Origin of the sequence: Plantibacter sp. Leaf1 (assembly GCF_001421315.1) — a bacterium.
Lineage (GTDB): Bacteria > Actinomycetota > Actinomycetes > Actinomycetales > Microbacteriaceae > Plantibacter.
Map to the genome: position 1 here is coordinate 1717988 of NZ_LMJX01000002.1, position 22426 is coordinate 1740413.

Annotated in this window: 24 protein-coding genes; 8 read left to right on the forward strand and 16 right to left on the reverse strand. The window is 69.5% G+C overall.

The window, feature by feature from the left end; genetic code table 11:
- Window positions 1-21: 21 nt before the first annotated feature.
- Window positions 22-1206, reverse strand: coding sequence for an FUSC family protein (locus ASE44_RS10325; protein ID WP_157579863.1), 1185 nt, complete (start codon window positions 1204-1206; stop codon window positions 22-24).
- Window positions 1207-1323: 117 nt separating this feature from the next.
- Between ASE44_RS10325 and ASE44_RS19050 the strand changes: the two genes are divergently transcribed.
- Entirely contained in the window at window positions 1324-1452 is a 129-nt protein-coding gene (locus ASE44_RS19050) for a hypothetical protein (protein ID WP_255353626.1), read from the forward strand.
- Between the two features lie 74 nt (window positions 1453-1526).
- On the opposite strand, the gene ASE44_RS10330 is transcribed toward ASE44_RS19050, so the two are convergent.
- A complete protein-coding gene (locus ASE44_RS10330) occupies window positions 1527-2078 on the reverse strand; it encodes a Dps family protein (RefSeq protein WP_056009232.1) in 552 nt (183 codons plus the stop codon).
- Between the two features lie 215 nt (window positions 2079-2293).
- Between ASE44_RS10330 and ASE44_RS10335 the strand changes: the two genes are divergently transcribed.
- From ASE44_RS10335 to ASE44_RS10345, 3 genes are all read left to right on the forward strand, one after another.
- Window positions 2294-2614 carry a hypothetical protein gene (locus tag ASE44_RS10335; RefSeq protein WP_056009234.1) on the forward strand — a complete coding sequence of 107 codons (321 nt, stop codon included), beginning with the start codon at window positions 2294-2296 and terminating at the stop codon, window positions 2612-2614.
- Window positions 2611-2877: a hypothetical protein gene (locus tag ASE44_RS10340; protein WP_157579865.1), complete on the forward strand. Its 267-nt coding sequence runs from the start codon at window positions 2611-2613 to the stop codon at window positions 2875-2877. Before ASE44_RS10335 ends, ASE44_RS10340 begins: the two co-directional genes overlap by 4 nt.
- A 180-nt stretch (window positions 2878-3057) precedes the next feature.
- On the forward strand, window positions 3058-3360 hold the full coding sequence (locus ASE44_RS10345) for a hypothetical protein (protein ID WP_056009237.1): 303 nt from the start codon (window positions 3058-3060) through the stop codon (window positions 3358-3360).
- A gap of 111 nt (window positions 3361-3471) precedes the next feature.
- Here the strand turns inward: ASE44_RS10345 and ASE44_RS10350 are convergent, their stop codons facing one another.
- From ASE44_RS10350 to ASE44_RS10375, 6 genes are all read right to left on the reverse strand, one after another.
- A complete protein-coding gene (locus ASE44_RS10350) occupies window positions 3472-5772 on the reverse strand; it encodes a glycoside hydrolase family 3 N-terminal domain-containing protein (RefSeq protein ID WP_056914190.1) in 2301 nt (766 codons plus the stop codon).
- The gene (locus tag ASE44_RS10355; protein WP_082455949.1) at window positions 5769-6845 is read right to left on the reverse strand and encodes an ABC transporter permease; all 1077 of its coding nucleotides are present in this window, start codon (window positions 6843-6845) and stop codon (window positions 5769-5771) included. Before ASE44_RS10355 ends, ASE44_RS10350 begins: the two co-directional genes overlap by 4 nt.
- 1 nt (window position 6846) lies before the next feature.
- Entirely contained in the window at window positions 6847-7830 is a 984-nt protein-coding gene (locus tag ASE44_RS10360) for an ABC transporter permease (protein WP_056779507.1), read from the reverse strand.
- Entirely contained in the window at window positions 7827-8624 is a 798-nt protein-coding gene (locus ASE44_RS10365; protein ID WP_056009243.1) for an ABC transporter ATP-binding protein, read from the reverse strand. The genes ASE44_RS10360 and ASE44_RS10365 overlap by 4 nt, the downstream gene beginning before the upstream one ends.
- Window positions 8621-9472 (reverse strand): ABC transporter ATP-binding protein, encoded by an 852-nt coding sequence (locus ASE44_RS10370; protein ID WP_056779509.1) that lies wholly within the window; start codon window positions 9470-9472, stop codon window positions 8621-8623. Before ASE44_RS10370 ends, ASE44_RS10365 begins: the two co-directional genes overlap by 4 nt.
- Before the next feature lie 138 nt (window positions 9473-9610).
- Window positions 9611-11269, reverse strand: a complete 1659-nt coding sequence (locus tag ASE44_RS10375) for an ABC transporter substrate-binding protein (protein WP_056779512.1) — start codon at window positions 11267-11269, stop codon at window positions 9611-9613.
- 132 nt (window positions 11270-11401) lie between these two features.
- Between ASE44_RS10375 and ASE44_RS10380 the strand changes: the two genes are divergently transcribed.
- The 3 genes from ASE44_RS10380 (at window position 11402) to ASE44_RS10390 (ending at window position 14157) form a co-directional block, all read left to right on the forward strand.
- Entirely contained in the window at window positions 11402-12049 is a 648-nt protein-coding gene (locus ASE44_RS10380; protein ID WP_056009249.1) for a TetR/AcrR family transcriptional regulator, read from the forward strand.
- A gap of 79 nt (window positions 12050-12128) precedes the next feature.
- A complete protein-coding gene (locus tag ASE44_RS10385; RefSeq protein WP_056779514.1) occupies window positions 12129-12560 on the forward strand; it encodes a hypothetical protein in 432 nt (143 codons plus the stop codon).
- A gap of 328 nt (window positions 12561-12888) precedes the next feature.
- Window positions 12889-14157 carry an HNH endonuclease signature motif containing protein gene (locus ASE44_RS10390; RefSeq protein ID WP_056779517.1) on the forward strand — a complete coding sequence of 423 codons (1269 nt, stop codon included), beginning with the start codon at window positions 12889-12891 and terminating at the stop codon, window positions 14155-14157.
- A 152-nt stretch (window positions 14158-14309) separates the two neighbouring features.
- On the opposite strand, the gene ASE44_RS10395 is transcribed toward ASE44_RS10390, so the two are convergent.
- Both ASE44_RS10395 and ASE44_RS10400 read right to left on the reverse strand, forming a co-directional pair.
- A complete protein-coding gene (locus ASE44_RS10395) occupies window positions 14310-14915 on the reverse strand; it encodes a maleylpyruvate isomerase family mycothiol-dependent enzyme (RefSeq protein WP_056779519.1) in 606 nt (201 codons plus the stop codon).
- Between the two features lie 14 nt (window positions 14916-14929).
- Window positions 14930-15502 carry a YdeI family protein gene (locus tag ASE44_RS10400; RefSeq protein ID WP_082455951.1) on the reverse strand — a complete coding sequence of 191 codons (573 nt, stop codon included), beginning with the start codon at window positions 15500-15502 and terminating at the stop codon, window positions 14930-14932.
- Window positions 15503-15604: 102 nt separating this feature from the next.
- On the opposite strand from ASE44_RS10400, the gene ASE44_RS10405 reads away from it, so the two are divergent.
- The gene (locus ASE44_RS10405) at window positions 15605-16585 is read left to right on the forward strand and encodes a proline dehydrogenase family protein (RefSeq protein WP_200921047.1); all 981 of its coding nucleotides are present in this window, start codon (window positions 15605-15607) and stop codon (window positions 16583-16585) included.
- Window positions 16586-16609: 24 nt separating this feature from the next.
- On the opposite strand, the gene ASE44_RS10410 is transcribed toward ASE44_RS10405, so the two are convergent.
- From ASE44_RS10410 to ASE44_RS10435, 6 genes are all read right to left on the reverse strand, one after another.
- Complete coding sequence (locus ASE44_RS10410) at window positions 16610-17149, reverse strand: flavin reductase family protein (protein WP_056779522.1); 540 nt, start codon at window positions 17147-17149, stop codon at window positions 16610-16612.
- 59 nt (window positions 17150-17208) lie between these two features.
- On the reverse strand, window positions 17209-17631 hold the full coding sequence (locus ASE44_RS10415; RefSeq protein WP_056779523.1) for an HIT family protein: 423 nt from the start codon (window positions 17629-17631) through the stop codon (window positions 17209-17211).
- Between the two features lie 184 nt (window positions 17632-17815).
- On the reverse strand, window positions 17816-19159 hold the full coding sequence (locus ASE44_RS10420; RefSeq protein WP_056779526.1) for an APC family permease: 1344 nt from the start codon (window positions 19157-19159) through the stop codon (window positions 17816-17818).
- Window positions 19160-19246: 87 nt separating this feature from the next.
- Entirely contained in the window at window positions 19247-19831 is a 585-nt protein-coding gene (locus tag ASE44_RS10425; RefSeq protein WP_082455952.1) for an SRPBCC family protein, read from the reverse strand.
- A gap of 51 nt (window positions 19832-19882) precedes the next feature.
- On the reverse strand, window positions 19883-21346 hold the full coding sequence (locus ASE44_RS10430) for an NAD(P)/FAD-dependent oxidoreductase (RefSeq protein WP_056779529.1): 1464 nt from the start codon (window positions 21344-21346) through the stop codon (window positions 19883-19885).
- A 17-nt stretch (window positions 21347-21363) separates the two neighbouring features.
- The gene (locus ASE44_RS10435; RefSeq protein WP_056779533.1) at window positions 21364-22362 is read right to left on the reverse strand and encodes an SDR family oxidoreductase; all 999 of its coding nucleotides are present in this window, start codon (window positions 22360-22362) and stop codon (window positions 21364-21366) included.
- Window positions 22363-22426: the final 64 nt, after the last annotated feature.

The window sequence follows — 22426 nt, forward strand, 5'->3', positions numbered from 1 at the left end:
CGTTCCGTCGGCTCCGGCCCGTCACTCCGCCTGGTCGGTCCGCTTCGAGCTCTCGACCTCGGCGTGGATGCGTCGGAGTGCGAAGAGCAGGTTCTCCCCGCCCGGGTCGTCGGCCGGGTCGTCTGCCGATCCGGCGTCGGAGCCGGCCTGGTTCACGGCGTCGACGTGCGCCGACCTGACCGCCCGCCGCAGGGCGACGAGCGCCTGATCCGAGGTCTCGAGGGCCTGCGGCAGCCGTTCGTCGTCGATCGCGGCGTCGACGAGGTCGGCGGCGGCGTCCAAGGCGTCGGCGAGCGTCGCACGCACCTCGGTGCCGAGTCGTACGGGCACGGGGATCCCCCACAGGGCGGCGCGGAGCGCGTCGCCGAGCTCCACCACGGCGGGGGCGATCCGCTCGAGCGCCTCCAGTGCACCCTGGTCGCCGCGGAAGTCGTGCTTGTTCCACCTGGTCCTCGGGTTGGCGCGACGACTCTCCGCCGCGTCGCGCACGAGTCCCCTGGCAGCGTCGATGTCGTGCCGCAGCGACGTCACGGACCGTTCCCACGGCGGCGGGTCGTCGGCCGCCGGCTCCGTCTCGGACGACAGGGTCGTCGACATGGTCCGGAGCGCGTCGACCATGCGGCCGCGCGCCGCGGCAATGCCCGCGGCCGACTCCCGGACGAACAGCGGCGGCATGATGAGCAGGTTCACGAGCAACCCGACGAGCACGCCGAGCGCCATCTGCACCAGGTAGCCGAGCGAGAAGTCGTTCGCGTTGGCGCCGCCGATGATGATGACGAAGAGGGCGGCGATGGGCACGTAGTCGCGTCCCTGACCGAGGCCGGGCAGACCGGCGAGGATCGTCCCGAGCCCGACGGAGAGGGCGACGGACACCCAGCCCGGCGCCGGTGAGACGATGAGCGCCCAGGCGAGGCCGATGCCGAGTCCCAGCCCGATGAGGGTCTGGAGGCTCGACCGGGCGGAGTCCATGAGCGTCGGCGTGAGGCTTACGAGCGCGCCGAGCGGCGCGTAGTAGGAGAAGTCGCCGAGCTCGCCGGGGATGAAGCCGCCGAGGAACCAGGCGGCCGTCGCGGCGATGGCGGTCTTCAGCGCGAGCATCAGCCGCCAGGGGCGGAGTGCGGGCGTGATCCAGGCACCGAGCCGCTGCCGGGGTGTGCGGATGCTCCCCGTGCTCGTCTCGCGGGCCATCACCGGTTCATCGCTCATCACAGCCGCCATGCTGGTCTCGCCCCGTCAGGGCGTCAACCCCCACCCGTCGATCAGCTCCGCGGCCTAGCGTTGGTGTCGTCATCTCCGATGGCGACAACCAGGAAGGAAGCGAACATGACGAACGCATCTGCATCATCCTCACGTCCCGACGCGGAGGAGATCCCCGACGGCTCGAGCTCGGACGGCTCCGAGTCCACCGATGGTGAGGACACGGCCTCGGGCGGCGGCGCCGAAGACGAGTAGTCGCTGAACCTGGCCGCACGACCTCGGGTGGCGGCGTCCGAAGACGAGTGATCGTCTTCGGACGCCGCCCGTGGTCATCGACTGCGGGTCACCGTGCGGTTCTCCGCGCTGATCATCCACGCGAACTGTTCCAGCTGCTGGATGATCGCGTGCAGGATGTCCGCGCTGGTCGGGTCCTCCTCGTCGACGTCGTCGTGGACACGACGCATCGTGCCGACGGTCGCCTCCAGGCGGACGGTGATCAGGTCGATCGTCTCGGCCGTGTCGATCTCACCCTGCGGGTACTCGGGCAGCGTGGTCGTCTCGGCGACGATGTCGCTCCGGCCGTCCGGCACGGCGTGCAGGGCGCGCATGCGCTCGGCGACGGTGTCGCTGAACTCGCGGGCCGCGTCGATGATCTCGTCGAGCTGCAGGTGGGTGTCACGGAAGTTGCGTCCGACGACGTTCCAGTGGGCCTGCTTGCCCTGGATCGACAACTCGATCAGGTCGACGAGGACCGCCTGCATGTTCTCGTCGAGGGCCTTCGACGCGACGAAACCCTTCTCCGCGTTCTGACGGCGGGTGGGCTTCGCGCCGGTTCCTCCGGGAGCCGATCGGGTCGTGCTGGTCTTCTCTGCTGTTGCCATGGTTTGGCACCTCCTCCAGGGGAGGGTACGCACCTCGGCTGAGGATGTCGGGCCCCTTGACACGACCTCCCGATCGTTCCACTCGCGCCCGTACGTGGGCATCGCGCGGGAACCCGATGGGCACTGGCTGGGAATTCACGGCCTGGAGTCTTATGGTGAAGCATCACATCGCGCGGGACTCCGCGCGACGCACGATGAGGAGAGCACGACCCGCCATGGGAAAACTGATCTACGGTTCCGAGGTCTCGATCACGTTCGAGGATCGGCTGCTGGCGCACCTGCAGTTCGTCATCGGAGGGAAGCTCCGGCGGAACGAGGCGTTCTACTTCGGGTGGAAGGACGACCCGCGGGCCGGCGACGGACGCAGTGTGATCTGGATCCACCCCTCGGTGCCGTTGCGCTTCAAGTACTCGGGCAGCGTCCCGATCGACCTCAACCGCGCGTGGATCGACGCGTTGAACGTCACGGCGAACTCGGCGCACGGCCTGTCGGTCATCGCCGAGCCCGCTCCGAACCGGACAGGACAGAACGCATGAGCCGTATGGAGATCGTCTACCAGGGACTCCCGTATTCCATCGCCGTCGAAGACCCGGACGCGTTCCGCGCCGAGGTCCTCGAGAGCATCGCCTCCGGAACGTTCCGCTGGCTGCAGGTCGATCGCGGTGAGGGTCAGCTCGAGCCCATCAACCTGCTCGTCGGCCCCGGCATCGGCATCGCGATGGGCACGCCCGACGGTGAGTCGCAGGACACCCCGTCGGCGACGACGCCCCTGTCGTCCGACGTCGATCCCCTCTCCTGACCCGGCTCGACCACCGCAGCACATAGCGCAGACCACCCGCCGAAGGCAACAGTTTCGAGCGACGATTTCAAGCTTCCTAGACTTGTCCGGCGGACATTGAAGTGGGTCTCCAGGCTGGCCGCTCGACACCGACGCATCTCGTCGTGTCGACCGTCGGAGGTCCGGAGAAGGGCAGACACCATGGGCGCGATCGTGTACGGAACGGGCGAGAACCGTTTCCACCTCGAAGACCGGATGCTGGCTCACGTGAAGACCATCACCCTCATGAAGTTGCGCCGGAACGAGTCGTTCTCGGTGACGTTGCGCGACACCTCGACGGAGCGCGGCCGGGTCACGCTCTGGCTGCACCCGTCGATCCCGCTGCAGTTCAGCTTCGAGTCGGATGAGACCTTCGAGATGGACCGCCCGCTGTTGGAGGACCTCATGCACGGCGCCAACGGCGGCGAGGTCACGGTCCGCGCGGACGTCGAAGAGCTGGCCTGACCGACCACGCACGCGGCGCGAAGCCGCCCCGACGGGACGCACGAAACAGGAGGGACTTCGTGCGGACCGGTGGGGCGGCTTCGTGCTGTCCGAGCGAGTCGCCGGAGCGCCTCAGTCCTCGACGGTGAAGCGGACCGACCGCAGCGCTTCGGCCCGTGACGAGCCGCCGACGCGCAGTTCGAACTCACCGGCCTCGACCACGCGGCGACCGCGGGCGTCGACGATCGTGCACTCGGCGACCGGCAGCTCGATCGTGATCACCGCGGTCTCCCCCGGCTCGACGGAGACCTGACGGAACGTCTTCAGTTCCTGGTCCGCCCAGCTGACCGAGGTGACGAGGTCGCTGACGTACACCTGGACCGTCTCGAGCACGGGACGGGTCCCGGTGTTCCGCACCTCGATCTCCGCGCGCACGGTGTCCGTGCGGGTGTGGACGATCCGGTCGAGGCGCGGCTCCCCGTACTCGACGGTCGAGTACGACAGGCCGTCGCCGAACGCGAACGCCGGGTCCTGGGTGAGGTCGGCGTATCGGTCGCCGTGCTGGCCGCGGATCTGGTTGTAGTACGTCGGCTGCTGGCCGGCGTGCCGGGCGAACGAGATCGGGAGGCGTCCGGTCGGCTCGATCAGGCCGAGCAGGAGTTCGGCGATCGCTCGACCACCCTGCATGCCGGGGCTCGCGGCCCACACGATCGCGTCCGCCGCGAGCGCGGACGGCGGGAGGACGAGCGGCTTCGAGGCGAGCAGCACCACCACGAGCGGCTTCCCGGTAGCGGCCAGGGCGTCGAGGAGGGCGATCTGGCCGCCGACGAGTTCGAGGGTCGCGGTGGAGCGGCCTTCGCCCACGAGTTCGATCCGGTCGCCGACCACGGCGACCACCACGTCGGCCTGCTCGGCCTGGGCGACGGCTTCCGCGATGAGTGCCGCGTCCGGTTCGGCCGGGGTGACGAGCGGTGGACGGGGTTGTCCGTCGGGGAAGGTCGCTCCGGTCGGATCCGGCGAGAGCGTGAGGATGTCGGCCCCGAACGCGGTCGTGACCGTGCTGCCGGCCGGGGCCGCTGAACGCAGGCCGTCCAGCACGGTCGTGATCAGCTCGCGCGGCTGGCCCTCGGGCAGCCACCCCGCCTGACCGGAGTTCCCGGCCCAGTCACCCAGCTGCATCTGCGCGTCGTCCGCGAGTGGGCCGACGACGGCGATGCGGATGGGGCCAGTCTCGGTCTCGGCGTCGGCGATCGCCCGTCCGGCCTCGTCGGCACGGTATCCGCCGTTGATCGGCAGGACGCCCTCGTTGCGGAGCAGGACGAGCGAGCGACGGGCGGTCTCGAGGTTGAGCTCGGTGTGTGCCGGCGAACCGATCACCGCGAGTTGCTCGGCCGGGTCCGGGTGCCGTGGGTGTTCGAAGAGCCCGAGGGCGAACTTCAGGGTGAGGATGCGACGGACGGCGCGGTCGAGGTCGGATTCCTCGAGCATGCCGCGGTCGAGTGCTTCGAGGGCTCCGTCGAAGAAGCCCGGCGTGTTCATCACCATGTCGTTGCCGGCGCGGACGGCCGCGGCGGAGGCGTGGACGTGGTCGGGGCTCACGTGCTGCTCCCACACCATGCGACCGACGTTGTCCCAGTCGGTGATGAGCGTCCCCTCGTAGCCCCACTCGTCGCGGAGGACGTCGTTCAGCAACCATTCGTTGACCGTGATCGGGACGCCGTCGATCGACTGGTAGCCGAGCATGAAGCTGGCGCACCCCTCGCGGGCGACGCGCTCGAAGGGCGGCAGGAACCAGGACCGCAGCTTGCGCGGCGAGATGTCGGCCTCGCTCGCGTCCCGGCCGCCCTGCGTCTCGGAGTACCCGGCGAAGTGCTTCGCGGTGGCGAGGATGGCGGTCGGGTCGGTGAGACCGTCGCCCTGGTAGCCGCGGACCATCGCCGAGGCGAGCTCGCCGATGAGGAACGGGTCCTCACCGAAGGTCTCCCCCACCCGCCCCCAGCGGAGGTCGCGGGCGATGCAGAGCACCGGCGAGAACGTCCAGTGCACCCCGGTGGCGGCGACCTCGACGGCGGTGGCCCTGGCGACCCGTTCGAGCAGCCCGGCATCCCAGCTGGCGGCCATGGCCAGCTGCGTCGGGAAGATCGTCGCGCCGAGATGGAAGGAGTGGCCGTGGATGCAGTCCTCCCCCACGATCAACGGGATCTGGAGTCGCGTGCGCCTCGTCAACGCGTGCGCCGTGGCGAGCCGCTCGGGCGAGGCGTGCAGGATCGACCCCACCTGGGTCTCGAGGACGTGTGCCTCGATGTCGTCGCGCGCGTCCAGCTGCATCATCTGCCCGACCTTCTCGCGCACCGTCATGCGGCCCACGAGGTCGTCGACCCGCGCGGCGATCGGCAGGGTGGGGTCGAGGTAGCGGGCGGTCTCGGTCTTCATCGTTCGGTCGCTCCAGCGCGTTCGGGGTCGGTCGTGTCGGTCGTACTCATCGTGCCGCTTCGTGCTGCAGATTCGGTGCGGACGGCGGTGACGCTCGCCCCCGGCTTGATGCCGCGCTTCCGCAGAGCCCTGGCACGTTCGCCCGCCGACCGTAGTCGTGGGTTGACGTACTCGTCGATACCGAAGTTGATGAGCGACAACGCGACGCCGAGGAGTGCGATGCACACACCGGCGGGCACGTACCACCACCAGAAGTCGGGGAAGGCGCCGTTCTGCTGCGCCCAGAACAGGATGGTGCCCCAGTTGAGGTTCGTGATGGGGATGACGCCGATGAAGGCGAGTGTGGTGAGGCCGAGGACCGCCGCGGTCACCGTGCCGACGAAGCTCGAGGCGATGATGGCGGTGAGGTTCGGCAGCATCTCGACGGTGATGATCCGGAAGAGGGACTCGCCGTTCGCCTTCGCCGCCTGGACGAAGTCGCGGTTCCGCAAGGACATCGTCTGCGCGCGGAGCACCCGTCCGCCCCACGCCCACCCGGTGAGGGCGAGCACGCCGGCGATGAGGAACAGGCTCGGGTCGTCGTACTGCGACGCCACGATGATCATGAGCGGGAGGCCGGGGATGACGAGGAACACGTTCGTCAGGGCCGACAAGGACTCGCTCGTGAACCCGGACACGTACCCGGCGGTCACACCGATGGCGACGGCGATGATCGTCGCGAAGATCCCGGCCAGGAACCCGACGACGAGGACGCCGCGGGTGCCGTAGACGAGCTGGCTGAGGACGTCCTCGCCCATGTGGGTGGTCCCGAGGAGATGGGCCGCTGACGGCGCCTGGCGCAGCGCGGTGAAGTCCTTCTCGAGCGGTCCGTAGGGCGCGATGAGATCGCCGAAGATCGCGACGAGGACGAAGAACCCGAGGATGCAGAGGCCGGTGATCGACTTGCCGTTGCGGAACATCGCGAACGACGCTCCGAACCTGGCGCCGAACGAGCGGCCCCTGGGCGACGGCTTCGGCGCCTCCGCGGTGGCGAGGGCCTCGGTGGTGACGGCCTGGGTGGTGGGGATGGTCATGTCAGGACTCCATCTGGCGGGTGCGGGGGTCGAGCACCGCGTAGGCGACGTCGGCCAGGATGTTCGCGACGAGGACGGTGAGGGTGATGACGAGGAACAGGCCCTGCATGAGCGGGTAGTCCTTCGCCGTCGTGGCGTCGAGCAGGAGCTTGCCGACGCCCGGGTAGGAGAAGACCATCTCCATGACGATCGTCCCGCCGACGATGAAGCCGAGTGAGAGCGCGAAGCTCGACAGCTGCGGCAGCATCGCATTGCGGGCGGCGTAGTCCACGAGCACCCGGCGGGTCGGGAGGCCCTTCGCCTGCGCGACCGTGACGTAGTCCTCGTCGAGCACGGTCACCATCATGTTGCGCATGCCGAGGATCCACCCGCCGAGCGAGGCGAGCACGATCGTCGCCGCGGGGAGGAAGCCGTGGGCGATCACCTGCCCGATGAAGTCGAGCGTGAACTCCGGTCTCGACCCCTTGCCGTAGGCGTGCGAGGCGGGGAACCAGCCGAGCAGGGTCGAGAACACGGCGATCGCGATGAGCCCCATCCAGAAGTACGGCACGGTGGAGAAGAAGGTGGACAGCGGGACGATGAAGTCCGCCTTGCTCCCGCGTCGCCAGCCGATGAGGGCGCCGATCGACGTGCCGAGCACGAAGGAGAGGATCGTCGCGATGCCGACGAGCCCGACCGTCCAGGGCAGGGCCGCAGCGATCACGTCGGTGACGGGTGCGAGTCCCTTCGAGAAGGACCGGCCGAGGTCGCCCGAGAAGAGCAGCCGCCAGTAGTCGAGGTACTGCTCGAGCATCGATTTGTCGGCGTCGAGGCCGAACAGGGTGCGGAGGGAGTCGGCGGCCTCGGGGCTGATGCGGCCCTGGTTCTTCGCGATGTACGCCGACACCGGGTCGCCCTTGAGCATCCGTGGCAGGAAGAAGTTGATCGTGATCGCGGCCCAGGCGGTGAACGCGTAGAAGCCGGCGCGGCGGAGGAAGAAGGTCATGCGATGGTCTCCGTTCCAGCGAAGTGGCGGTCCGGGTCTGGGGACGCGTTGCGGAGCGCGAGCGTGTACGGGTGCTGGGGGCGGAGGATCACGTCGTCGGCCGGACCGCGCTCGACCACTTCGCCGTGGTGCAGGACCATGATCTCGTCGCTGAAGTGGCGTGCCGTCGCGAGGTCGTGCGTGATGTACAGGACCCCCAGCTGCGATTCGCGCTGCAACTCGGCGAGCAGGTTGAGGACCCCGAGTCGGATGGAGACGTCGAGCATCGAGACGGGTTCGTCGGCGATGAGGAGGGAGGGCCGCGAGGCGAGCGCGCGGGCGATGGCGACTCGCTGCCGCTGGCCGCCCGACAGCTCGTGTGGCCGCCGGTCGATCGTGCCGGCGGGGTCGAGCTGCACGCGCTCGAGGAGGCGGTGCACCTCGTCTTCGACCTCCGCTTCCGGCACGACGTGGTCGAGGCGCAGTGGTCGCTCCAGGTGATGCCGGATCGTGTGCGAGGGGTTCAGCGAGGCGAACGGGTCCTGGAAGACCATGCGGACCTGCTGCCGGTAGCGGCGGAGCGCGCGACCGCGCCGAGGGATCGCCTTCCCGTCGAGCAGGATGTCACCACTCGTCGCCCGTTCCAACTGGGTGAGGATCTTCGCGATCGTGGACTTGCCGCTGCCGGACTGCCCGACGAGCGCGAGGGTCTGGCCGGAGCGCAGGGTGAAACTGACGTCGTCGAGCGCGAGCATGTGACCGGAACCGCGCACCCGGTAGCGCTTGGAGACGTGGGAGAACTCGAGGGTGGTCATGCGGTCACTCCGGTCTGTGCGCCGCGGACGAAGTCGCCGCGTTCGCCGGTGAGGCTCGGGAAGGAGGCGAGGAGCTTCCGGGTGTACGGGTCCTGCGCCTGGCGGTAGATGCGCTCGGCCGTGTCGATCTCGACGAGGCGGCCGGCGCGCATGACGGCGATGCGGTCGGAGATCTCGAGGAGCAACGGCAGGTCGTGGGTGATGAAGATGACGGAGAAGCCGAACTCGGTGCGGAGCTCGGAGATCTGCTGCAGGATCTCGCGCTGCACGAGGACGTCGAGGGCGGTGGTCGGCTCATCCATGATCATGAGCTGCGGTTTGAGGGCGAGCGCCATCGCGATCATGACCCGCTGGCGCATGCCGCCGGAGAGTTCGTGCGGGTAGGACTTCAGCCGGTCGCGGCCGACGCCGACGATGTCGAGCAGCTTGCCGGCCTCGTCGCGGCGCTCGGGCCGGGTCATCCGCCGGCGGTGGGTGGTGAAGACGTCGTCCAGCTGTCGGCCGATGGTGGTCACCGGGTTCAGGGCGTTCATCGCGCCCTGGAACACCATGGAGGCCTTGTCCCAGCGGAACGCGCGCATCTCCTCCTCGCCGAGCGTGCCGAGGTCGACGTCCTCGCCCGACTCGTCGTGGAAGACGGCGCTGCCACCCGTGATGACGGCCGGTGGTTTGAGGAGCCGTTGCAGGCCGTAGGCGAGGGTCGTCTTCCCGCACCCGGACTCGCCGGCCAGGCCGAGGATCTCGCCGCGGCGGAGGGTGAGCGAGACGTCGCGCACGGCTTCGACGGGCGGTTCGACGTCGTAGGTGACGCTGAAGTTGGACACTGTCAGCAGGTCGTCGTTGGTCACTGCGTGAGTCCGTTCTGTGCTGATGAAAGAAGGTGCCGGACTGTCAGCAGGTCGTCGTTGGTCACTGCGTGAGTCCGTTCTGTGCTGATGAGGATGGAGTGGGGCGGGCCGAAGCCCGCCCCACGATGAACGCAGCCCCTACTTCGCGGCCTTGAGCTGCGTGAGGATGTACACGGCGGTCGGCTGCGTCGGGTCGGCCGGGGCGTACGGGTCGTCCTCGCTCGGCCACCCGGTGTAGTTCCGGGTGTTGTACGAGCCGATGAACGGGCGCGTGCCGATCGGCATCGCGGGGACGTCGGAGACGAACAGCTTCTGGACCGTCTCGAGGGCTGCCGCCCGGGTGGCGTCGTCCGTCGCGTTGGCGTAGGCCGAGAGGGCCTCGGTGGCCTCGGGGCTGTCGTAGCGTCCGAAGTTGAAGTCGGCTGCCTCACCCTCGGCGACGAGCCAGCGGCCGTCCATGATGTCGGAGTACAGGTCGTACGGCGTCGCGCCGGTGTCGGTCCAGTGCAGGATCGCCTGGAAGTCGCCGTCCGACTTCGCCGCCCACCAGGTGTCCTGGTCGGGGGTGTCGACGGTGGCGGTGACGCCCAGCGTCTTGACCGAATCGGCGATGAGGCTGATGCCGGTCACGTAGTCGTTCCATCCCTGCGGGACGGACAGGGTGAAGGTGACGGCCTCGCCAGAGGGGTCGGTGAGCACGTCGTCGTTCCAGGTGTACCCGGCGTCGGTCAGGACCTGCTTCGCGGCCTTCGCGTCGACGGTGTAGTCCTCACCCTCGAATTCGGCGGGGATGAACGCATCGCCGGCCGGGGTCGGCAGGCCGGTGACCGAGCTGAGCTCGGGGACGCCGCCCTCACGGGCGATCTGCTGGTGCTGTTCGCGGTCGATGACGAGGTTGACGGCCTGCCGGAAGGCGGGGTCGTTGAAGGGCTTCGTCTGCGTGTTCACGAACATCGCGTCGACGGCGAGACCGGCGGCCGCCCAGTAGACGTTGTGCTCCTTGTCCTTGTCGAGGTACGCGGACTGCACGTTCGGGATGAAGGCCTGCGCCCAGTCGGCGTCGCCGTTCGCGAGGGCGGTGGTGAGCGCCGTGTTGTCGTTGTACGAGACGTAGTAGAGCGTCGGCACGGCCGGCTGCTCGCCCCAGTAGTCGTCGCGGGCGGAGAGTTCGACGCTCTCGGTGCTGAAGCTCGTCAGCGTGTACGGGCCGGTGCCGACGGGCTCGGGGTTCTCGAAGGTGGCCGGGTCGTCGACGGACTCCCAGATGTGCTTCGGGACGATCTGCTTGAGGAGGACCTTGTCCTGCTTCACGAACATCGGGTTCGTGAACGAGAGGGTGACGGTGTCGCCCTCGGTCGCGACGCCGGTGAGGCCGAGGGCCGAGTTGTCGAGTTCCGGGTGGTCGATGAACTGCTGGAAGGTGAAGGCGATGTCGTCGGCGCTGAAGGCCTCGCCGTCGTTCCACGTGACGCCGTCGCGGGCGGTCAGGGCGACGGAGGTGTAGTCGTCGGTCCAGGCGATCTCGGACGCGAGCCACGGCTTGACCTCGGCGCTCGGGTCGACGAGGTTGACGATCGCGAGCGGCTCGAGGATCGCGTTGATGTACCCGAGCTTCATGGCGGACGAGTCGCCGACGTAGGGGTTGTTGGATTCGGTGGCGATCGAGCCGTCAGGCTTCGCGATCGTCAGCGCGGCACCCTCCTCGGGGCCGTCGCTCGACCCGCCGCCACCGGTGCATCCGGTGAGCAGCAGGGCTGTGGCCGCGAACGCGGCCAGCAGTGGGGTTCTCAGCTTCATCGCTTTCTCCTCTTGGGTGTGCGCTGCGGCAGTGCGGCGCAAGTCGGGATTCGGTGATAACTTACTGACCATTCAGTAAGTTGGCAACCGCGGTATCCTCGCCGCATCGAGGCTCATCGCGGAACGGACGGCATGACGACTGTGAAACCACCCGGCACGGTGAAGAGACAACCGCAGCCCCGTCCCGCGACCGTCGCGCGGCGGGCGGAGGTCGTGCGGTCGGCGCTCGACGTCTTCGGCGCGAAGGGGTACGCGAACGGCACCCTCATCGACATCGCCGAGCTGGTCGACATGACGCCGGCGGGCATCCTGCACCACTTCGGTTCGAAGGACCAGCTGCTCCTCGAGGTGCTCAGCTACCGCGATGCGACCGACGTCGAGAATCTCGACGACCAGCACATCCCCGGCGGCATCGAACTGTTCAAGCACCTCATCCGCACGGCGGCGACGAACGCGCAGCGGGCGGGGATCGTGCAGGCGTTCGTCGTCCTGTCAGCGGAGTCGGTGACGGAGGACCACCCGGCCAGGCACTACTTCGACGACCGCTACCGGACCCTGCGACGTGAGATCGCCGAGGCGTTCCAGGCGGTGTGCGCTGAGCGCGGCGTCGACGCACCCGAGACGATCCATCGCGCGGCGGCGTCGATCCTCGCGGTCATGGACGGTCTGCAGGTGCAATGGCTCATCGACCCCGCCGACGTCGACCTCGCCGAGACGAGTGCCTACGCCATCCGCGTCATCGTGGAGTCGGTGCTCGGCCAGGGGGCGCTGGACGACTGAGCCGGATTCGAGCAGCGCCGTGGGGCTCGCAGGGCTACCGTGAGAGGCGAACCACAGCCCCGAACGGAAGGACGTCGAGATGGCCGAGCAGCAGTCGAGTACGAAGAGTGGATTCAGCGCTGAAGAACGCGCGGCGATGAAGGAGCGGGCGAAGGAGCTCAAGGCGGCGGCGAACCGCGAGGAGGCGTTGCAGGGTGTCGTCGACGCGATCGCGGACATGGAGGACGCCGACCGGGCGATCGCCGAGCCGTTGCACGAGCTGATCATGGGTGGCGACTACGGTCTCGCCGCGAAGACCTGGTACGGCATGCCCGCCTACGTCGGTGCCGACGGTAAGGCGGTCGTGTTCTTCCAGGCTGCGGCGAAGTTCAAGGCGCGCTACGCGACCCTCGGGTTCAACGACTCGGCGAAGCTCGACGACGGCGAGATGTGGCCGACCGCGTTCGGGATCACCGCGTGGAACGATGCCGTCGCGAAGCGGGTCACGGAGCTGCTGGCCAGAGCCGTCTGATCGGAGCGGCGCGCGGCGGGTCCGTGGCTCGGCGACGAGCCCCTCGGGTGGGAACGGCCCTGGCTGCCGAGTCGAGCTCGGTCACCGAACCTCATTTGGTCACCGAGCCTGTCGACGTACGTCGAGTGGCAGGCTCGCGACCCGACCGAATCCCACCCACCAGGCCCGGTCACTGAGCTTGTCGAAGTGCGCCTGGCGGCAGACTGGGTCCCGGCCGAATCTCGCTGACGAGCCCCGGTCACTGAGCTTGTCGAAGTGCTCGCGGGATGCATCCCCACCGCCCAGACTCGGCATCTGGAATGTCAGTGGTCCATGGTGGACTGGTGTCATGACCGAGACCACCACCGCGATCCGCGCGAGCGACGAGTACGCCGCGCAGCTGTCGGAGTTCTCGGATGAGTACGCGAGCATCTGTCGTCAGCGCGCGGTCTTGGACGCTGAGGAAGCGCGGTTGCTCGCCCGTTCCGCCGCCTATGCGGACGCCCTGGCGGACACCGTCGTCCCAGCCATCTACCCACCGGCCGAGCGGCGTGCACTGTCGCGCCGCTCGACGGGCGCGATGCTCGCGATGGCGACGCGTTCCTCGGAACAGACCGTCCTGCACGCCACAGATGACGCTGAGCGCCTCGTCAACGAGGCACCGTCCGTGCTAACCGCACTCGAGGCCGGCAGGATCTCCGGCCGGCATGCGCGGACGATCACCGACCAACTGCGCGAGGTCCCCAACGCCGGTCGCGCTTCGTTCCTCGCCGAGGTGCTCACGGTTGCGGAACGGTCCACGGTCGCACGACTGAAGAAGCGCGCGAAGGATCTCCGCGAGCGACTCCACCCAGAATCCATCACCGCGCGCGCCGTGCGTTCCGAGGCTGACCGCCGGGTGGAGTTCGAGGCGGCCTCGGACGGCATGGCGTGGGTGCACCTCTTCACCACCGCTCCGATCGCGCAGGGCATCGTCGAGCGCCTCGAGAGTGCAGCTGCGGAAGCACGTCGCGCTGGCGACCAGCGCACCTGCGGGCAGCTCCAGGCCGATGCCCTTGCAGCCCTCGCCCTCACCGGCGTCACCCCGGATGACGTCGCCTCGAACGCCGTCCTCCCGCACCCGATCGAGGTCCAGGAACACATCAAGCCGACCGTGCAGATCACCGTCCCGGCACTGAGCATGGCGGGCGTCTCCGACGCACCCGCCACGCTCGACGGCTACGGCCCCATCGATCCGGAGACCGCAGCCCGGATCGCAGTCAACGCACCCAGCATGACCCGCGTCCTCGTCCAGCCCGAAACCGGCGCCGTCCTCTCCGTCGGCCGCGGCCAGTACCGAGTTCCCGCCGATCTGCAGCGCGCGGTCCGCCTTCGAGACGGCACATGCCGGGCACCCGGCTGCGGGCGCCGCGCCCGGGCCTGCGACCTCGACCATTCGGTCGCCTGGCAGGACGGCGGCACCACAGACGTCGGGAATCTCGCCTGCCTCTGTCGACATCACCACCGCATGAAGCATTTGCCGGGGTGGAGCCTCGACCACGGCCCCGGCGGCGTGCTCGACTGGACGACACCCGACGGCAAACACCACCGAACAGCCCCGGACCCCGCACCCTTCTGACCGCTCCTGCTCCCGGAGCTGCACCGCGGAGCCTGTCGAAGTATCGATGAGTTCCTCGTGGGCACTTCGACAAGCTCAGTGACCGGCGGAGGTGCGCCCGGAACGTCCCGCTCCCTGAGCTTGTCGACGGGCATGTGCCCGCCTCTCGCCCTTCAGCTCGCCGGCAGCGCGAGCCCGGTCGGTCGGCCCGAGACCGCGAGCAGGAGGTCCAGCGTGGAACCGCGAACCTCGGGCCCGTCACCCCAGGTCAAGCCGGTGTCGTCAGCGACGAGTCGGACACCCTGCCCGCGTTCTTTGCCGCCGCCCATCGAGACGCCCGTCCGAAGCTGATACTCCAACGCCTGGACGACAGCCGTCGTCGGGTAGCTCGAGTGAAGACCGAGTGGCCGGCGGATGTCCTCACCATGCACGATGGCTTCGACGAGTCTGGTCGCGAGGTTCGCCGGCGGCGTGCGGCTCAGCTCGGCGGCAGCGCCCAGGGCCGCAAGCGTCTCCGATGGCCGGTTCTGCCGCTCCCGCTCGATGCCGCGTTCGTTGTCGAGGTCGAAGTCGAACCGTGCGGCGATGAGCCGCCGGGCGAATCCCCAACGCGTCGTCTTCGCCGAATCGACGAGGTGGGCCACGACGTCGTGCACGTCCCATCCCGCGCAGAGGGACGGTGTGGCCCACTGCTCCTCGCTGAGCCCGGCCAGATCGGCGACGAGCTTCCGTCGTTCGTCATGGACGACCGCCCACACCATCCTCGGAGACACCGTCATCTGTGCCCTCCCTTTCACCGATAGTGCTGCTCGCCGAGCGCCGCCTTCGTGACGACGTCGACGATGCGGGCGGCCCGGACGGCGGGCGTCTTGATGCCGTTCAACCGGAAGAAGACCCGGAACCGTTCGGTGCGCCCCAGGGTGGCGAAGTATGCGGCCGCAGCCGGGTCGGCGTCGAGCGCGGCCTGGAGATCCGCAGGCATGACCGCGTCCTTCTGCCGGTAGGCGGCATCCCACCGACCATCGGCCTGCGCCCGTTCGACCTCGGCGAGCCCACCCGGACGCATCCGCCCCTCCTCGATGAGCCGGGCCACGTGCTCCCGGTTGATCTGCGACCACGGACTGTTCTTCCGTCGCGGCGTGAACGCCTGCAGCGTGTAGTCGTCGTCGAGCCGCTTGCTCTGCCCGTCGATCCAGCCATGACACAGCGCCACGTCGAGTGCCTCCGACCACGTGATGCCCGGCGCCTTCGAGGTCTTCTTCCGCAGTTTCAGCCGCACCCCGTCGTCGCTCGGCGCACCGACGAGGTAGGCCTCCCACTCCTCGAGCGTGAGGTCCAGGATCGGTTTCTCCTCGAAGCTCGCCACGTCAGCGAGCGTAGCGCGCACCACCCACGTCCCACAGGGTCCGACGCTGCGCAGGCTCTCACGCTGCACTGGGCACGCAGCCGGAATGGATAGGGTCGGAGCATGCTGATGAACGACGAGACACTGTCGCGCGCCGCCGACACCCTGCGCGCCTGGGCCCTCGACGAGGACCTCAAAGCACGGGTCCTCGCCCACCCGGAGGCCGCCGCCATCGCCCGACGGGTCGCCGTCCGATACATCGCCGGTGACGACGCCGCCTCGGCGTTGCGACTCCTCGCAGCGAACGCCGGCCGTGGGCACCTCGGCAGCATCGAGCTCGTCGGCGAGTCCGTCCGCGACGCACGGATCGCCGACGAACAGACGGCGGAGTTCGTCGATCTCGCCCGACGCATCGGTTCGGCCGAGCAGACCGCCACGATCTCCCTCGACCTCTCGCACATCGGATCGGTGGTCTCCGCCGAACTCGGCCTCCGCAACGGCCTGACCCTCGCACAGACGGCCAGGGACGCCGGCACCTCGATCATGATCTCCGCGGAGGGCTCCGACCGCACCGATCTCGTCCTCTCGATCTTCGAGCAGATCGCCGACCGGTTCCCGGAGACCGGCATCACCCTGCAGGCGAGACTCCACCGCACCCCGGCCGACCTCGAACAGGTGCTCACCCGTCCCGGGCCGGTGCGCGTCGTGAAGGGCGCCTTCCTCGAATCGACGGAGGTGGCTCACCCGCGCGACGCCGCACCGATGACGGCGGCGTACATCGCGATGGTCACGCGTCTCGTCCGGGCCGGCCACCGCGTCAACATCGCCACCCACGACCCGCACCTGGTCGCGGCACTCGAGGGAGCACTCGGCGACGAGCTGCGTCAGCCGCACGTGGAGTTCGAAATGCTCCAGGGCCTCGGCACGGCGTTGCTCGACGATCTCCGCCGCCGCGGATTCACCACACGCGAGTACCTCGTCTACGGACCCGAGTGGTGGCTCTACGTCCTCAACCGGATCGCCGAACACCCCGAGCGCGTCATCGAGGCGATCGCGGACATCGGCGCGATCGCAGACATCGGCGCGATCGCGGCACGCGTCTGAGGCTCAGCCGCGCCCGGCTGACGCTCAACCGAGCGGGTCGGACTCCAGACGGTGGAAGTTGCGGTTCTGGTAGACGAGCGCCGGCGCGTCCGTCCCAGGCGGGATGACCTCGAGGACCTCGGCGATGACGAGCATCGAGCTGCCGGCCGGCACGGTCTGGACGATCCGGCAGCGCAGCGCGGCTCGGGCACTCGGCAGGTAGGGCTCTCCGGTCGAGAGTCGCTCCCAGTGCTGCTCCGGCGTGAACCGCGGTTCGCCCGTCTTGGCGAACGCCTTCGCGACCTCGAGGTGGTGGTCCGCCAGGAGGTGCACGACGACGGTCCCCGCGCTGAGGAGCCCACCGGCGGAACCCGTCGCGCGGGTGACGGAGAACGACAGCATCGGCGGGTCGACGGCGACGGAAGCCACGGATGACGCCGTCAGACCGACGTCGCCTCGATCGGTTGCGGCGCTGATGAGCGCGACGCCGGCCGGGTGGTCGCGGAACGCCGTCTTGAACCCGTCGACGGTCGCGGCATGGGCGAGGGCGTCGGGATCGGTGGACGGCGTGGTGGGAATGGTCATACTGCAACCGTAGAACCTCAATCGGCCTTGAGGTCAACCCAAGGCGCAGCGAGTTCCCGCTACTCGAACATCTCCGCCAGGAGCTCAAGCGGGTCCCCGTCGACCCGATGCTGCGACAGCCCCTCGGGCCAGAAGGTGACCCCGTCGTCGTCCCAGCAGGGCACGACATGCAGGTGGTAGTGCGGGACGCTCTGCCCGGCATCGACACCGGACGCACTCAACACGACGACCCCGGTCGCACCGAGCGCCGCCCGCATCGCCCGACCCACCCGCTGGGCCAGGGCGGTCGTCGCCTGCAGCGCCCGCGGATCCGCGTCGAGTAGACCGACACTGTGCGCCCGAGGCACCACAAGCGTGTGCCCCGGCGCGAGCGCCGACTCGGGCAACGGTCGGAAGGCGACCGCCTCCTCCTCGCGCTCCACCCAGACGACGTCGGCGGGCTCGTCACGCATCAGCTGACAGAAGGCGCAGGTGTCGGACATCACCCCATTGTCGCGGACGTGACCCGACGGTCGGGTCGTCCAGCCTGACCGCCGTGCCCCTCAGGACACGCGGTCGCGCGCGCGCCGGATCAGCCGCGGGCCGACGATCCACACCAGCCCGACGACGACCACCACGGCACCACCCGCCCCGAGCCGACCAAGCCACCCCGGGGTCGCCGCAGCGTCACCGCGCGGTGGCGTCCGAACCGCTCTTCCGACGACGGACCAGGCGCGTGATCGCGTACAGGACCACACCCACTGCGACGATGATGCCGCCGCGCAACCACACCTCAGCGCTCTGCTGCGTGAGCAGGATGAGGCACGACAGCACCGCGAGCACCGGCAGGACCGTCCAAGCACGGAAGTGCGTGTGCTCGACCCGCTCGCGACGCAACACGAGCACCGCGATGTTCGTGCTGAGGAACACGATGAGCAGCAGGAGGACGACCGTCTCGGCGAGGGTGGCGATGCTGCCGGTCGCGGTGAGGACCATCGCGACACCCGTGGTGACGAGGATCGCGACCCACGGCGTCCCACGCTTCGGCAGCACCTTCGTGAACACGCTCGGAAGCAGCCCCTGCGAACCCATGCCGTAGGCGAGCCGGCTCGACATGATCATCGTGAGCAGCGCGCCGTTCGCGACGGCCACCAGGGCGATGAGGCTGAACAGCCACGCCGGGATGCCGACGCCGGTCGCCTGGATGACCGTCAGCAGCGGACCGGTCGATTCGCCGAGCTCGTCGGAGGGCACGGCGATCGAGGCCGCGGTGCCCACGAGCACGTAGAGGACACCGGCCGTCGCGAGCGCACCGAACAGCGCCTTCGGGTAGACGCGCGACGGATCCTTGACCTCTTCGATGACGTTCGCACTCGTCTCGAAGCCGACGAAGGAGTAGTACGCGAGCAGGGCCGCACCGAACACCGCGATGACCGGACTCCCGCCCTCGGCGAACTGCGTCGCGCGCCCGAGGTCGCCCTTGCCGCCGCCCAGCATGATCGCGACGGCGACCACCACGAGGACGAGCCCCGTGGTCTCGATCATCGTCATGACGAGATTCGCCCGGACGGACTCCTTGATGCCGCGGGCGTTGATCAGCGCGATCACCATGAGGAACAGCACGGCGCCGAGGACCGGGGGCAGGTCGATGAAGGTCGCGAGGTAGTCGCCCGCGAACGCCAACGCCAACCCGGAGGCACTCACGACGCCCGCCGCGAGCATGCAGTAGCCGACGAGGAACGAGACCATCGGCCGCTTGTAGGCCCGCTCCGCGAAGACGGCCGAGCCGCCCGCCTTCGGATACTTCGTGACGAGCTCGGCATACGACGCGGCCGTGAGCAGCGCGAGCAGGAGGGCGACGATCATCGGCACCCAGGTGACCCCGCCGACCTCGCCCGCGATCTGCCCGATGAGGGCGTAGATCCCGGCCCCCAGGACGTCACCGAGGATGAACAGGTAGAGCATCTTCCCCGAGATGTCGCGTTTGAGCGTGGAAGGAGGATCAGCCCTGGTGGTGTCGGTCGAGGTCATCCGCGCAACGGTACGGCAGCCGTGCAACCCCGTCCCGCGCTTGCGATCCCGTCGCGGTTGTGCGTCGGCGTCGGCGTCGGACGGACGTCACTGACGGGCGAGCCTGCGTGCCACCGCGATCACCGGCACAGCGACCACGGCGACTGACACCACGCGCGCGAACACCGACCGCTTCGGGAACTCGGCGCGCTTCCGATCGTCGGCCGTCGGTTCAGCCGCCTCCACGAGGTGCGTCCCGCCGGCGCCGCCCTCCGCGAGGTGCGCGAGCCGACGCAGGGTCTCGATGTTGCGGAGGTGCAGGCCGATGTCGAGCAGCCACACGGGGATCAGGGCGCCCGGCCCGGCGACGGCCTGTTCGTGGAGGTGGACGACGCAACCACGCTCGTGCGGTTCCACCTCGACCGCGACGCGCGCCTCGCCGAGCGGCCAGCCCTTCGGCTGGATGACGAAGGCGTGCGGTGGATCCCACTGCAGGACGGTCGTCTCGTCGTTCAGCACGGCCGGCCAGACGCCGAAGGAGTGGTGCAGCTTCCCGCCGACGTGCGGCCAGCGGTCGCCGACGTCGCGCATGCGTGACGCCCCCACCACCCAGGCTGGGAAGAGCCACCCGTCGGCGAGGACGGCGAAGACACGGTCGGGCGGGCAATCGAGGATGCGGCTGGTGTGGGACACGATGGTGTTCCTTTCACTGGAGCAGGGACGAGGTCAGCAGGTCGTCGGCGCTCAATCCGGGGCGAGCGAGGGCATGCGGTCGCGTCCGAAGACGGAGCGGAGCGCACTGCGGGCCGCGTGCCATCCCGCGAGCCCATGGACGCCTGGGCCGGGCGGGGTCGAGGACGAGCAGAGGAAGATGCCGGGGGTCGGCGTCCGCCATGGGTCGTTCGACAGCACCGGTCTCGCGACGAGCTGGGCGAAACTCGCGGCACCGGCCGCGATGTCGCCGAGCACGTAGTTCGGGTTGTACCGCGCCATGTCGCGGGCGGTCATCGACGCGGAGGTCAGGATCACGTCGCGGAAGCCGGGAGCGAACCGTTCGATCTGCCGGGTGATCGCCTCGGTCTGGTCGAGCGCGGAGCCACTCGGCACGTGCGTGTACGCCCAGAGGACCTGCGCGTCACCCGGCGCACGCCCGGGGTCGCCGACGGCGGGCTGCGAAACGAGGACGTAGGGCGACTCGCTGTGCCGACCGCGCGCGACGTCCCGCTCGGCCGCGGCGATCTCGGGTCGACTGCCGCCCAGGTGGAGGGTCCCCGCCCTCGCGAGTTCGGGGTTCGTCCACGGCACCGGACCGGACAGCGCGAAGTCGACCTTCGCGACGCCGTCGCCGTAGCGGAAGCGGGAGAGACGCCGGAGGTAGGTGTCGGGAAGGCGGCTCCCCGCGATCTCGGCGAGCGCCTTCGGCGTCGTGTCGAACAGCACGGCGCGTGCTGTCGGGAGCTCGTCGATGGAGCGCACCTCGGTACCCGTGGCGATCTCGCCGCCGTGGGCGAGGAGGTCTGCGGCGAGGGCGTCGACGATCGCCTGGCTGCCGCCGATGGGGATGGGCCAGCCGCGGGCGTGGGCATAGGCGCCGAGGGACAGGGCTGCCGCCGAGGTGGCGAGGCTCGGCATCGGCCGGATGGAGTGCGCGGCCACACCGCTGAGCATCGCCGGGGCGGTGTCCTCGCGGAACCGGAGGTTCCAGGCGGGGCTCCCCTGTTCGAGCGCGCGCAGGCCGAACTTGGCGACCGTGACCGGGTGGCGGGGCACCTGGAGCAGCTTGCCGCCAGTGAACTGCGACACCCGGTCGGCGTCCGCGGCGAGCGACCCCATGAGCGCGCGCCAGGCTGCGCCGTCGCGGCCGAGCGCGTCGGCGGTGCGGTCGATGTCGCGGTAGGCGATGCCGGCGCGACCGTCGTCGAGGGGGTGTGCGTAGGAGATCTCCGGCACCACGAGCTCGATCCGGCGTTCGAGCTTGAAGGAGCGGAAGAACCCGGAGGCGAGCGCCATCGGGTGGACCGCCGAGCAGATGTCGTGGTGGAAGCCCGGGAGGGTGAGTTCCGCGGTCCTGGCGCCACCACCGATGGTGTCGCCTCGCTCCACCACCTGCACGTGCAGGCCTGCCCGGGCGAGGGTCACCGCGGCGGCGAGCCCGTTCGGGCCGGCGCCGACGACGACCGCGTCGAACTCCTCCGTCGACCTGCGCATCCCTGCCCCCACGGCGGTCAGCGGCGCTTCGCCGCGCCGGTCACGAGGGCGACGCCCGCTGCGACGGCGCCCAATGCGGTCGCGTACACGGCGGGACGGTGTCGGATCGCCCACGTCTGTGGACTCCACGAGTGCGCCTTGTCGCTGAACACCCCGCGAGCACCGTGATCGCCGGGGGCCGGCGTGTACACGTTGTCGGGCATGCGCGGGTCGTCCTTGTCGGAGGCGAGCTGCCCCGAGTAACCCGTCCTGGCGAGGAACCAGTCGAGGAACGAACCGGCGAAGCGGTCACCGAGGATGGTTCCGACGGTCGACTCCCCCACCCAGGTGCGTCGTCGGGGCTTGTCCGCGACGTCGGCGATGGCCGTGGCGCCCACCTCGGGCTGGTAGATCGGCGGGACGGGCTGCGGGTGCTCGGGCAGCTGCGACTTCACCCAGCTGAACTGGATGGTGTTCAGGGCAGGCATGTCGACCGTCGAGAGCTTGACGGCACTGCCGGCGTGGATGAGCTCCGCGGTCAGGGACTCGGTGAACCCGCGCGCACCGAACTTGGACCCGCAGTACGCCGCCTGGAGCGGGATGCCGCGGTGCGCGAGCGCCGAGCCCACCTGGACGACGTGTCCGCGATCACGAGGCACCATGCGCGAGAGCGCCGCGCGCGTGCCGTTGACGAAACCGAAGAAGTTGACGGCGACGGCGCGTTCGAAGTCCGCCGGCTCGGTCGTGAGGAAGTCACCGAACACCCCGACCATGGCGCAGTTGACCCACAGCTCGATCGGTCCGAGCTCGGACTCGACGCGGTCCGCGGCACGTTCGACCGCTTCCCGGTCGGCCACGTCGGTCGGCACGGCGAGCGCGCGTCGCCCGGCCTGCTCGACCTCGGCGATGGTGGCAGCGAGTCCGTCCTCACCGCGTGCCAGCACGGCGACGTCCCAGCCGCGCTTCGCGAGTTCCCGGACCGTCGCCCGGCCGAGGCCTGCCGTACCGCCCGTGACGACGGCGACACCGCGGCTCATCGCACGAGCCGTTCGACGGCGGCGGAACACGGGGCTGACGGGAATCGTGGGCTTGCGATGGTCT